Raw genomic sequence first — 12,285 nt, forward strand, 5'->3', positions numbered from 1 at the left:
GGAGGAAGCGAAGATGCGAAAAATACTAAGAGCCGTCACTACACAGAAACAACGAATTGCCTTATACAATCTTCTGAACTCCGTCCGTAGCTCTTCTCTGATTTCAGGAATCGGAACCAAGCGCAAATCCCCCAGAGATTTCGAACGCCCGTATCAGCTCCACCTTGGATGCGGTAATGTGGCGTTGTCGGGCTATATAAATGTTGATGTTATGAACACGCTTGGTGTTGACGTCATTGATGATATTCGTTCACTTAAGCGTTTCCCAGAGAACTCAGCAAGCCAAATCTATGCTTGTCATGTTCTCGAACATTTTGGTCATGATGAGATATTGCCTATCCCCAAGCGTTGGTACGAGGTTCTAATGCCAGGAGGAGAAATACGCATATCCGTTCCAGATATAGATAAGATCATCAAAATTTATTCAGACAATCCGCAACATTTCCAAACACCTGGCAACTCTCCGTGGATTGGTTTGATTTATGGAGGGCAATCTACGCCTTATGATTATCATAAGACCGGATATAATTTCTGCTGGTTGAAACATTTGATGGAACAATGTGGTTTTGAGGATTTCAATGAATATCCCCATGAGCCTCATTTCATTCCGGGAACCGTTGATGCATCAATAGCCAAGGAGCCGTTTGGGGTCCACTTCTCTCTCAATATGAAAGCTAAGAAGCCCTTGGAACAATGATAGATTATCGTCGCTTTATAAAGGGAGGGCATTCTTGGTTATTGTCAAATTGTTAGGTGGTCTTGGCAATCAGATGTTTCAATATGCAACCGGTCGTGCAGTTGCAAGTCGGTTAGATGTGGAACTGTTACTTGATGTAAGTGCTTTCGCGCATTATGACCTTCGACGTTATGAGCTGGACGATTGGAACATTACCGCGAGGCTTGCTACTTCTGAGGAGCTGGCCCGCTCAGGTGTTACTGCAGCACCCCCTTCTTTTTTTGATCGTATTGCTCGCTTTCTTAGAATTGACCTGCCTGTAAATTGCTTTAGAGAAGCTTCCTTTACCTACGATCCGCGTATCCTGGAAGTGAGTTCGCCGGTCTATTTGGATGGGTATTGGCAAAGTGAGCGCTACTTCTTAGATATCGAAAAAAAATTGCGACAGGAATTTCAGTTAAAGGCATCCATAGACGCAAACAATCATTCATTTAAGAAGAAAATTGACGGTCTGGGAAAGCAGGCTGTCTCTCTTCATGTTCGTCGTGGTGACTACGTTACCAACCCCCAAACAGCAAGTTATCACGGAGTCTGTTCCCTTGATTATTACCGTGCTGCTGTGGATTATATTGCCGAACACGTCTCGGATCCATGTTTCTTTGTCTTTTCCGACGATCTTGAGTGGGTGCAGACAAATTTGAACATTAAGCAACCAATTGTGCTGGTCGATGCGAATGGACCGGACAATGGAGCTGCTGACATGGCTCTAATGATGGCATGTAGACATCATATCATAGCCAACAGCTCTTTCAGTTGGTGGGGGAGTTGGTTGAACCCGCTTAATGACAAGATTATTGTTGCGCCAAAGAAGTGGTTTGGCAGAGCAAACCACGATACGACAGATCTAGTTCCAGATTCTTGGGTTCGTCTATGAGTGATCCTCGTGTTTCTGTGATTATGCCGATCTTCAATGGCGCTGATGATTTGGAACGTGCCTTAGATTCAATCTTAGGTCAGACCTTTCAGGACTTTGAAGTCATTGCCATAAACGACGGTTCAAAAGACAATTCATATGCATTGTTGAATGCGGTTACGGATCCACGCGTTAAAGTCGTGCATCAGGATAATATGGGCCTTGCAGGAACTCTTAACAGAGGGCTTTCTATGGCCCGTGGAGCATTAATTGCTCGGCAGGATCAAGACGATTTAAGTCATCCTGAACGATTTGAACGGCAAGTATCTTATTTTGATGCTCACCCTGATTGCATCCTCCTCGGAACAGCTGCTGAAATCTGGATTGGTAATACACCAACTGAGCGGACGCATGATCATCCCACCTATCACGAAGCCTTGGCGTTCGAATTACTATTTAACAATCCATTTGTACATAGTTCCGTAATGATGTGCCGCGATGCGGTGCTTTCCATCGGTGGATATTCAACTGACAGAGAGCGTCAACCGCCAGAAGATTATGAGCTTTGGTCACGAATGGCGCGAACTGGTCGTGTCGCCAATCTCAAGGATCGGCTGCTGGTTTATAGAGAAGTTCCTCAAAGCATGTCTAGAAATGGGCCATCGCCATTTCTGGATCGTTTGGTGACGATCAGTGCAGAAAACATTGCCATGGCTAGTGGCCGGAATATCGAAGATGATAATGCTATAAACTTAGCGGCTTTGACACATTCGGCTTTAGATCGAATGAAAAAAAAAGCAAATCTGACTAAAATGCAAAAAATACTTGAGGATGCAGTCGCAAATATTGCCCCCGATGATCCGGATGTTGCCACACGCGCTGCTGAGAGAGTAAGAATACTGCGATATCAATGGACGATGTATCGTATGCGCTCGCAGTGGGCGATGCCGTTATTTCGTAGGTTCATTCGTTGCGTGAGACGCTTACCTTACCTTTCCCGCTGATTAGAGAGTTGTCATGCGTCTTTTGTTTTGCTGTGAATTCTATTACCCGAGCGTTGGCGGGGTTCAAGAGGTCATGCGGCAGATTGCAGAACGGCTTGTTTTACGTGGTCATGATGTCACCGTCGCGACGACCAGATTAGCTGAGCGCAATGTTGATGAGTACAACGGTGTAAAGATTGTACAATTCGGTGTTACAGGAAACCTTGTGCGAGGAATGGAAGGCGAGGTCGAGCTTTACCGCCAATTTGTGCGTACATTTGAATGTGACGCGATTTTGATTAAGGCTGCCCAGCAATGGACTTTTGATGCATTATGGCCGGTACTTGATGCTAAACAAGCACGTAAGGTATTCATTCCTTGCGGTTTTTCTGGTTTATTTGAACCGAGCTATTCTAGTTACTTTGACAAAATTCCAGATGTTTTGCGAAAGTTTGATCATCTCATTTTCTATACTGAGAAATATAGAGATGTTGACTTTGCTAGGCGGCACAATATCAATCACTTTTCAATTATTCCAAACGGGGCCAGTGAATCTGAATTTGGTGCGCAGCGTGATCCGACGTTTCGACAGCGGAATGGTATCCCAGAGGACAGTGCAGTTTTGCTGACCGTAGGTAGTATGACGGGAATGAAGGGGCATAAAGAATTACTAGAGGCCTTTGTTCACCTCAAAACTAAACGTCGCCACGTAACTCTGATTATGAACGGCAATATTCCATCCAATCCGCTCTTATTGTCGCACAAAGAAAATTTAGACTCAAAGGATTCTAGAGAGCAGTCAACAATGCGAACAGCATATTCGTACCCTCCATTGTGGTGTAGGGTGTCGAAAGTCTATCAGGTTGAAGGCCTCGAAGGTGTAGCCAAAAAAAGCTTGCAACGTGTTTACTTTATACTCAACACAATACAAAAACTTTTTCTCAAAACTATCCGGGTCTATCGAGAAGAAGGAATGATAGGTGTGCGTTCACGCATTTTACGGCGAATTGGAACTTGTTTGCAGGATAGTGAGTTGCTCAACTATCTGCCAGCTGCCGTACGTGCCTCATTAAACCCTATGTCTTACTGGATGGCAGAAGCTCAACGCACTTCAAACAATAAAAAGTTGGTTATAACTGATTTGTCACGAGAAGAACTCGTGCAAGCATATCTGTCTGCAGACCTTTTTGTGTTTGCCTCGAATATTGAGTACTCTCCACTGGTTCTGTTTGAAGCAGCTGCAGCAGGACTTCCGTTCCTTTCTGTGCCTGTCGGAAATTCAGAGGAAATAGCAAAGTGGACCGGATGCGGTTTAATCTGTCCAGCCGAGAAAGACGATCGAGGATATACTCGTGTTGCGCCAACCGTTCTCGCTACAGAAATAGCTAAAGCAATTGAAGACGGTCCCAGGTTGAAAGAGCTTGGTCGTGTCGGGCACGCAAATTGGCGAGAAAATTTCACTTGGGATGTGATAGCCGCAAGATATGAGGCGTTGTTGATACTGCAATCACCAAAGTCAAAAAAGGATTAATATCTCGTGCGCACGTGTGTTATTGGTGGGGGAGGCTTCATTGGAAAGTATCTCGTAAAGCTATTGCTTGCATCAGGTAGAGATGTACTTGTGTTAGGGCGGCGCAGCGAGCGTCCACTCGATCTGAGCACAAATGCTTACTATAAACCTTGCGATTATGCTGACAAGAACAACTTGCGCAAGTGTCTTGTGGACTGTGATGAAATCGTAGATTTAGCATATGCAACTGTACCGCAAACGAGTTTTGAGAATCCGATTTTTGATCTCCAGGCGAATTTACCCCCAAGTGTGGCATTGCTAGAGGTTGCAAACGAGTTAAATAATCTTCGTTGCCTAATTGTGACTTCATCTGGAGGGACCGTTTATGGATTATCCCAAGTTCTACCAATCACCGAAGAATGTGCCACTCAACCCATCTCTCCTTACGGTATCACGAAGCTTGCAATTGAGAGGTATGCTCTCATGTTTCATTTACTTTCAGATTTGCCAGTTATAATTGTTCGGCCCTCGAATGCTTTTGGCTTGGGGCAAAAGCCTTTTACAGGACAAGGTTTTATTGCGACAGCAATGGGTAAGGTGCTTAAAAATGAACCAGTAACTATTTTTGGTGAGAACGGAACAATACGCGATTACGTTCATGTCAAGGATATTGCATTAGGAATTCTATGCGCAATGGACCGCGGAGAGGCGGGAGAGATATACAATATTGGGTCTGGGATCGGTCGCTCCAACCGTGATGTGCTGGAAGAAATGCGCCCAATAGTTGAAGGATCTGGATTTTCTATCCGGTCTAATAATGCGCAGCCTAGAGGGTTTGACGTGCCAACAAATGTCCTCAGCTACGAAAAACTTTTGAAACACGCTAACTGGCAACCTGAGGTGTCTTTTGACACGGGGATTTGTGAGATGTGGGAGGGGATGCTTTCCAACTTTAAATCATGACTTTCGATAAAAGCCCGAGAATCAGCGTCATTTTACCTATTTTTAATTGTGCAAGCACATTGAAAGAGGCAATTGATTCGATTTTGACGCAAAGTTTCAGCGATTTCGAGTTAATAGTGCTAAATGATGGCTCGACAGACAAAACTGGCGAAATCGTTAGAGCATATACTGACCCGAGAGTTCGATTTTACGACAGTACTCATCGTCTTGGTTTAGCAAGAAGGTTAAATCAGGCGGTTGATTTGTCCCGCGGTCATTATATCGCCAGGATGGACGGCGACGATATTGCATTCTATGATCGCCTGGAACGACAAATAGATTTTCTAGATACGCACCCATCGGTGGATCTGGTTGGAGGTCAGGCGATAGCTTTTCATGACTCTGGTGAGTGTATTGGTCTTCTCCCTGCACCAGTTTGTCATGCTGCTATAACGCGTCAGCCTTGGCGTAATATTCCAATTTCGCATCCTACATGGATGGGGAGAGCAGAATGGTTCAAGCTACATCGATACCGCATCCCTGAGGTAATACGAGCCGAAGATCAGGAACTTTTGTTGCGTGCTGCTCCAAAAAGTAATTACGCAAATCTGGAGCACCCAATTTTGGCATATCGACAAGGACCGTTTCAATTTTTTAAGACCTTTACTGCTCGACGAGCTTTACTATTTGCCCAGATCGCTATCTTTACCGAAAGACGAGAGTTTAAAAATATGTTTCTAGCGTTAACTATGGCGGTTATTAAAATAGCGATAGACATGTTGGCATCTTTGCCTCGCTGTCAGCATCTTTTCTTCATTAGAATGTCAAGCTCTGTACCGGACCATATTGTTTTGCGGATGCAGGCACTACCTGTAACTAAGGGAAAACTAGATAAAAAGTGAAGAAAAAAATTCTGTATCTGATCAACGAAGATTGGTTCTTTTGTTCCCATTTTCTTGACCGAGCTAAGGCTGCACATCAGAGTGGGTATGATGTTGTTGTTGTAACTCGTGTACGGGCTCATCAGAGAGATATCATTGACTCCGGGCTGAGATTGATTCCTTTCCAGAATGATCGCCGCAGTGTTAATCCATTCAGTGAGCTTAGGCGTTTATGGCGGTTGATTTCAATCTATCATCAAGAGAGACCTACACTTTGCCATCACATTGCTCTTAAATCGGTTTTATTAGGTACGATAGCGGCGAAAATAACTAATGTAACTGCTATAGTAAATGCCCCAGTGGGATTGGGATATGTATTTAGTTCAAATAATAAAATTACGTACTTACTTCGTCCTTTTGTAAGGTTTGCATTGAAGTTATTTCTAAACCCTAACAATAGCAAAGTTATATTTGAGAATTTCGATGATATGGAGTATTTTTGTAAAAAAAATTACGTTCGAAGAGATAGATCCATACTCATTCGCGGTGCAGGAATTGACTTAGAAAAATTTCGCCCAGTTCCTGAGCCATTTGGGAAGCCGGTTATTCTTTTAGCCGCGCGGATGCTTTATGACAAAGGAGTACGTGAATTTGTGGAAGCGGCGACATTATTGCGTAACCAAGGTATTGACGCGTGCTTCAAACTGGTAGGTGGTTTGGACCCCGATAATCGCGCAGCGATCCCCGAGGCCGTGCTTAATGATTGGGTTGCTCAGGGGCTGGTTGAATGGCTTGGCCATAGAACCGATATCGCCCAACAGCTGGCAACATGCCATATTGTTTGTCTTCCTTCTTACCGTGAAGGTTTGCCCAAATTCCTATTGGAGGCAGCAGCAAGTTCTCGTCCTATTGTGACGACTGATGTGCCTGGTTGCCGGGAAGTGGTGCTTCACGGAGATAATGGTTTGCTTGTGCCACCGCGTGACGCTATCCATTTATCTAAAGCTCTTAAGATTTTGATTGAGTCTGAGGTTCTACGAGCCAAAATGGGAGAAAGAGGGCGTAGAAGGAGCGAGTCTGAATTTTCCAATAATAAAGTGATTACAGAAACGTTGTGCGTTTATCAACAGAGTCTGGAGGTTATAAATTGACACACAGGTCTCTGCGTGCCGGAGATTAAGTTGTGTAATAGTGAGTAGATTGTCGGGGGGGGCAGTTCCGCGTGAGGGAGCACACAGGATCCGTAATTCAGCCATAATGAGCATCGCCAAATCTTGGTAGATTAAACACCCGTGCGTTGAAATAAAAGTGATCATCGGGAACGGCGCACCAATTCCAGATATGGCCCTTCTTAAAGCACTTGATCAGTCGCATGACTGGGGCCTAATTGCGCTGGGGAGTGGCTTTAAAAGAAGGGAGGGGGGCTAAATTCGGGCTCAGTTAAAGCAAGCTTTTTTTTGTGCTGAAGGTTCAGAACACTATACACGCCGGGACATTTAATCCGGAATTTACAGCTAACCAGCTTGATGCACATGAATATCGTCATAGACTGGCTGGCCTGTGAAGCCCTATTCCTCGCTTAGAGGCCGCTGTTTCTCAGATACAGATTCTCTCATATAGGATTAAGCATTCCCTGTTATTAACAATACTGTCGCTAAGGGCCCCTAAAACTGCCAAAGGAGACAAGTTCGGGAATGTTGCAGAAAGCAGCTTTGTTGCGTGGCCCAGCTAAGATGGGATCTTCTATGGTGCTGTTAAGCCTGAGTTACTATGGCTCAAATTAGATAAGATCAGGGTCAATACGCTGAGTGGCGGAGAGGGTGGGACTCGGTAGTCATACTAATCACAACCCCCAAACCATTAAAGATAAATAAAAACATTAGGTTAGCTTGTCAAGCGGTGTGACACAGGAGTGTGACACATTGTCAAAGCAAAGCCATCTTTTTCGTCGTGGGGCAGTATATTATTTTCGGATGCGTGTCCCCGCAGACCTCAAAAACCGGATTCCCCAGTCAGAACTTCGTTTTAGCCTTAAAACCCGGAACTTTGCTCTTGCCAAAGTTGCTGCGCTTGGGTTACCAAGCGCCCCAGCATATTGTTGAAGTTGTGCAAAGGCCTTATCTAGGTTCCGACCCTTGAAAAAGTAATCAATCCCCATTTCACAACCAATATCCGCGATCTCTAAGCCACAGACCTCGGTCAAGCGTGCACCGGTAAACATACATACCAAGGGCACCCAAAAAGCTGCCTCCCCAGCTCCTCCGAGTGGACGAAAGCCTTCCGAAAAAACCGGAGAATTTAGAACCATCTGCAATCTATGCACACGTTTCGTATCCATACCAACTGGACGAATACGGTTAGCGAAATTCATATCCTGACCCTTGATGACTTGTTGGATGCGGGTAAACGTCAGATTCTTAAGGATGTGATGTGCGACCCGGAAAGATTGCGTCCGGGAAAGACACGTCAGGCACTTACAGAGGAAGCAGCGGAGAAATTCGCCACTTTGGCCCGTGACTTGAGGGCAAAAGGTTACGAAGCCGACAGGGTCGCCCACTTCGTAAACCGGCTTGTTTTTTGTATGTTCGCGGAGGATGAAAATAGAAAAAAGGGGATTGGATGTGCTGGCGACTGTGACACAATCGTGATACACAAGATTTTTAAACCAGCCGCTTGCAGCGCCAGCCAAAAATCTTTGTTTTTCAGTGATTTATCTGGGAAATGGCGGAGGGGATGGGCCTGATATCCAACCTTCTCCACCAAGCTGACACTGCTTGCCCTGCTCTTAAGTGTTTGAAGGTGCGAGATAATATCGTTCTTCCGTCAATTCGTCCTCCTGATCATTCATGGCCATTACTACCGTGACCGTAGAGGTTGGCGTTGGTGTGGGCGTTCCTTTCATTCTCGAATTCGAGGCTGGAATGAGCGATGCCGAAGCGTTCGCTCAGTCGTGCTTTGATCTTGCCCTTGATGGCCTCAATTCTCGTCCATCCATCTTCGGCGACGACCACGTGGCAGTCGAGCGCCGCCTCGTGTTCCTGCATCTGCCATAGGTGCACGTGGTGGACATCCGTAACGCCGTCCACGTCCCGCATCGCGGCGATCACGGCCGAGTTGTCGATATCCGGCGGGCTGCCCAGCATCAGTGTCCGGATCGGGCCGCCGATCTCGGTCAGTGCGAGATACAGTATGTACAGCGCGATTCCGATGGTGATTGCGGGATCGACCCAGCGCAGGTCGTAGAGAATGATCAGCGTGCCGCCGACGATCACGGCGACCGAGGCGAGCGCATCCGAGAGGTTGTGCAGGAAGAGCGCGCGGATGTTCACGCTGCCCTTCTGCATGGACCAGGTGAGCGCCGCAGTCAGAGCGTCGACCACGAGCGCCACGCCGCCGAGGATGACGACGGTCCAACCCTGAACCTCGGGCGGATCGATAATGCGCATACCGCCCTCGTAGATCAGATAAACGCCGACGAGGATGAGTGTCTTGTAGTTGATCAGTGCCGCGACAATCTCGATCCGGCCGTATCCGAAGGTCATCCGCTCGTCCGCAGGCCTCCGCGCGATCTTGCGCGCCGCGAAAGCGATCACCAGCGACGCCATATCCGAGAAGTTGTGCAGGTCATCCGCGATCAGCGCGAGACTGCCCGAAACGATTCCGCCTGCGATCTGCGCGACGGTCAGAAGGGCGTTCGCTGGCTCTGTTGCACAAATGGTCTGAGGGGATTCATCTTGTGAATCCAGCGTGGTAGCTGGGCTGCATGAGCAGACCGATACCCCCGACCTACAAGACCCGGAACTGGCCAGCCTACAACGAGGCGCTCAAGCGCCGGGGCTCGCTGACGATCTGGTTCGATCCCGCCATGATGTGGGGAGCCGCGCCCACCGGCAAGCGCGGGCGCCAGCCAGACGACAGCGACGCCGCCATCCAGACCTGCCTGACGATGAAGGTGCTGTTCGGCATGGCCCTGCGCCATACAACCGGGTTCGTCGAGAGCCTGCTGCGTCTGTTCGGCCTGGACTGGGCTGTGCCCGACTTCAGCACGCTGTCGCGGCGCCAGAAGACGGCTCTGTTGCAACAGAGCCCAATCAGGCCCCAATCTCGTCGTGCTCGGTCAGACATTCAGAATGGTCCCGCAACACCTCCAGCACCCGGCAATCCGCTATCCGCCCGCCGCTGCACTCGTGGACCATGCGTTTCAGTTCCGTGCGCAGCGCCTTCAGGCGGGCCATGCGCTGCTCCACCTGTTTGAGCTGGCGACGCGCGATGGCATCAGCCTCGTCGCAGGGTCGGTTGGGATGGTCGCTGAGGTCGAGCAGCTCGCGGATCGCATCGAGCGAGAAACCGAGTTGCCGCGAATGGCGGATGAAGGACAGTCGGTCAAGCTGTGCATTGTCGTAGCGCCTCTGCCCGCCTTCGGACCTGCCGGGTTCGGGCATGAGTCCGATCTGTTCGTAGTACCTGATGGTCTGCACCTTTGTGCCGGTCTTCTTTGACAGAGTACCGATCGTGAGCATTTTCGCCTCCATGAAAAAGATACAGTTTGTGTAGGTTTTGTCGTCGGAATAAACAAGTGTCGGATTCACAGACGCGTGAGTTCAAGCTATACCATGATTTCGCGCTTGAACCTCTAGCTGCTAGAGGATGTATCCGTATATGCAATAAGAATCAAAAGCAGGCGAACAGGATTGTCCCTTACTTCGGCGCAGAAATTTCTTTGGGTTTTGGCAGGCGTGGCAGCGCTTGCCTTCGTATGGCTTTTGCTCTGGTCCGATTATCGTGCCGATAGCGCCCGAACCGACGCCGAACCGCCTTTTTTCGCTGAATTCGAACTAACGGACCACCAGGGTATGGTTCGAACCGAGGAGGACTTTGCGGGGCGCTGGATGCTGGTGTTTTTCGGCTTCACCAACTGTCCCGACGTCTGCCCGACGACCCTGTCAGAGGTCGCGGCGGTGATGGACGGTCTGGGCGACGATGCCGCCAAGGTCCAGCCGATTTTCATAACAATCGACCCCGAACGGGACACGCCCGCCGCACTCGCCGAATACGTCCCGCTGTTCGATGCGGGCATCATCGGGCTGACGGGCACGCCGGAACAAATCGCCGCCACATCCGAGACGTTTCCGATCTTCTTTGAACGCGTCGAAGAGGCTGCGGCGCCGGATGGTTACACGATGGGCCACACGTCGCATCTGTTCCTCTTCGATCCCGACGCGGGCTTTGCCGACTCCTGGCCCTACGGCACCCCGGCCGAAGAGATTCTCGCCGATCTGGAAGAGAGGATCTGATCGACATGAACCGCATATCCGGAGAAACAGCCCTCGGGCTGGCGTGGATCATCGCGCTTGTCGCCTCGCTTGCCGTGCTTTTCATCGGCGAGGTGCTGGGGCAGACGCCCTGTGTGCTGTGCTGGTTCCAGCGCGCCTTCATGTTTCCCTTGGCCATTATCCTCGGGCTGGGCCTTTGGTGGCGGGACGGCCGTGTGGGGCGCTACGGCATCGCATTGGCGCTTGGCGGCGGCGCAATCGCCCTGTGGCACATGGGGCTGTACGTCGGTCTTGTTCCCGAACGCGTCCAGCCCTGCACGGCCACCGGCCCCTCTTGCACCGATGACAACCAACTGGTCTTCGGCATCCCTATCCCGCTGATGGCGCTCGCCGCCTTCGCGCTGATCGGGGCGCTGTCGGCCCTTTCATTAAAGGACACACGAACATGAATCGACGCGGCCTGATCCTGTCCGTTGTTGCCCTCGGCGCCGCCGGTTTCGGCGGAGCCACCTGGTTTGCAAACCGCCCCGGCCCAGTGGCCGAAGCGGAGCCCGTTGCTCCGGAACTTGCGGAGGCGATGATCCGCCCCTACTCGCCCATCCTCGGGCCTGCGGATGCGCCCGTCACGATCGTCGAATTCTTCGATCCGGCCTGCGAGGCCTGTCGCGCCTTTCATCCCATCGTGAAGGACATCATGGCCGAGCATGGGGAAGCTGTCCGCGTCGTGATCCGCTACACGCCTTTCCACGGCGCGGCATCCGAGGAAGCCATCCGCGTGCTCGAGGCGGCGCGCATGCAGGACGTTTACGTGCCGGTGCTCGAGGCCGTTCTGCGGGAACAGCCGAGATGGGCGTCACACGGTGCCCCGGCGCCCGGCCTGATCCTACAGGTCGCCGCCACGGCCGGGCTCGATGCCGAGGCCGCGCGCACGCAAATGCTGGCACCGGGTGTAGTGGCGATCCTGAATCAGGATCGTGCCGATGTAGAGACCGTGGGAATTCGCCAGACGCCCACATTCTTCGTGAACGGCAAGCCGCTCGATCCGTTCGGGGAGGCAGAACTGCGGCGATTGGTGGCTGCCGAAGTCGCTTCCGCGCAAAAATGAAT

14 protein-coding genes and 1 pseudogene are annotated in these 12,285 nt (G+C 49.9%); 13 read left to right on the plus strand and 2 right to left on the minus strand.

Features of this window, described 5'->3' with window-relative positions; all coding sequences use genetic code 11:
• Positions 1 to 13 precede the first annotated feature (13 nt).
• From TH2_RS05065 to TH2_RS21945, 9 genes are all read left to right on the plus strand, one after another.
• Positions 14 to 697, plus strand: coding sequence for a class I SAM-dependent methyltransferase (locus tag TH2_RS05065; RefSeq protein ID WP_008889329.1), 684 nt, complete (start codon positions 14 to 16; stop codon positions 695 to 697).
• A gap of 34 nt (positions 698 to 731) precedes the next feature.
• Entirely contained in the window at positions 732 to 1,610 is an 879-nt protein-coding gene (locus tag TH2_RS05070) for an alpha-1,2-fucosyltransferase (protein WP_008889330.1), read from the plus strand.
• Positions 1,607 to 2,593: a glycosyltransferase family 2 protein gene (locus TH2_RS20475; protein ID WP_008889331.1), complete on the plus strand. Its 987-nt coding sequence runs from the start codon at positions 1,607 to 1,609 to the stop codon at positions 2,591 to 2,593. Before TH2_RS05070 ends, TH2_RS20475 begins: the two co-directional genes overlap by 4 nt.
• A 13-nt stretch (positions 2,594 to 2,606) precedes the next feature.
• On the plus strand, positions 2,607 to 4,103 hold the full coding sequence (locus TH2_RS21595; RefSeq protein WP_008889332.1) for a glycosyltransferase family 4 protein: 1,497 nt from the start codon (positions 2,607 to 2,609) through the stop codon (positions 4,101 to 4,103).
• Positions 4,104 to 4,109: 6 nt separating this feature from the next.
• Positions 4,110 to 5,045: an NAD-dependent epimerase/dehydratase family protein gene (locus TH2_RS05085; RefSeq protein WP_008889333.1), complete on the plus strand. Its 936-nt coding sequence runs from the start codon at positions 4,110 to 4,112 to the stop codon at positions 5,043 to 5,045.
• A complete protein-coding gene (locus tag TH2_RS20480) occupies positions 5,042 to 5,926 on the plus strand; it encodes a glycosyltransferase family 2 protein (RefSeq protein ID WP_008889334.1) in 885 nt (294 codons plus the stop codon). The genes TH2_RS05085 and TH2_RS20480 overlap by 4 nt, the downstream gene beginning before the upstream one ends.
• Positions 5,923 to 7,056, plus strand: a complete 1,134-nt coding sequence (locus tag TH2_RS05095; protein WP_008889335.1) for a glycosyltransferase family 4 protein — start codon at positions 5,923 to 5,925, stop codon at positions 7,054 to 7,056. Before TH2_RS20480 ends, TH2_RS05095 begins: the two co-directional genes overlap by 4 nt.
• An 822-nt stretch (positions 7,057 to 7,878) precedes the next feature.
• Positions 7,879 to 8,007, plus strand: coding sequence for a DUF6538 domain-containing protein (locus tag TH2_RS21940; RefSeq protein WP_415674387.1), 129 nt, complete (start codon positions 7,879 to 7,881; stop codon positions 8,005 to 8,007).
• Between the two features lie 215 nt (positions 8,008 to 8,222).
• Positions 8,223 to 8,648 carry a hypothetical protein gene (locus TH2_RS21945; protein ID WP_008889337.1) on the plus strand — a complete coding sequence of 142 codons (426 nt, stop codon included), beginning with the start codon at positions 8,223 to 8,225 and terminating at the stop codon, positions 8,646 to 8,648.
• 97 nt (positions 8,649 to 8,745) lie between these two features.
• Here TH2_RS21945 and TH2_RS05110 read toward each other — a convergent pair whose 3' ends face one another.
• A complete protein-coding gene (locus tag TH2_RS05110; RefSeq protein ID WP_318271648.1) occupies positions 8,746 to 9,714 on the minus strand; it encodes a cation diffusion facilitator family transporter in 969 nt (322 codons plus the stop codon).
• Here TH2_RS05110 and TH2_RS20705 point away from each other — a divergent pair.
• Positions 9,669 to 9,974: pseudogene (locus TH2_RS20705) on the plus strand (transposase); the annotation flags it as partial. The gene TH2_RS05110 and the pseudogene TH2_RS20705 overlap by 46 nt on opposite strands.
• A 22-nt stretch (positions 9,975 to 9,996) precedes the next feature.
• On the opposite strand, the gene TH2_RS05120 reads toward TH2_RS20705, so the two are convergent.
• Complete coding sequence (locus TH2_RS05120) at positions 9,997 to 10,425, minus strand: MerR family transcriptional regulator (protein WP_008889340.1); 429 nt, start codon at positions 10,423 to 10,425, stop codon at positions 9,997 to 9,999.
• 171 nt (positions 10,426 to 10,596) lie between these two features.
• Between TH2_RS05120 and TH2_RS05125 the strand changes: the two genes are divergently transcribed.
• Genes TH2_RS05125 through TH2_RS05135 form a run of 3 tightly spaced genes read left to right on the plus strand, consistent with a single transcriptional unit; the run spans position 10,597 to position 12,283 of the window.
• The gene (locus TH2_RS05125; RefSeq protein ID WP_008889341.1) at positions 10,597 to 11,199 is read left to right on the plus strand and encodes an SCO family protein; all 603 of its coding nucleotides are present in this window, start codon (positions 10,597 to 10,599) and stop codon (positions 11,197 to 11,199) included.
• Between the two features lie 5 nt (positions 11,200 to 11,204).
• Positions 11,205 to 11,627, plus strand: a complete 423-nt coding sequence (locus TH2_RS05130) for a disulfide bond formation protein B (RefSeq protein ID WP_008889342.1) — start codon at positions 11,205 to 11,207, stop codon at positions 11,625 to 11,627.
• The gene (locus tag TH2_RS05135) at positions 11,624 to 12,283 is read left to right on the plus strand and encodes a DsbA family protein (protein ID WP_008889343.1); all 660 of its coding nucleotides are present in this window, start codon (positions 11,624 to 11,626) and stop codon (positions 12,281 to 12,283) included. Before TH2_RS05130 ends, TH2_RS05135 begins: the two co-directional genes overlap by 4 nt.
• Positions 12,284 to 12,285: the final 2 nt, after the last annotated feature.

The organism is Thalassospira profundimaris WP0211 (assembly GCF_000300275.1).
GTDB lineage: Bacteria > Pseudomonadota > Alphaproteobacteria > Rhodospirillales > Thalassospiraceae > Thalassospira > Thalassospira profundimaris.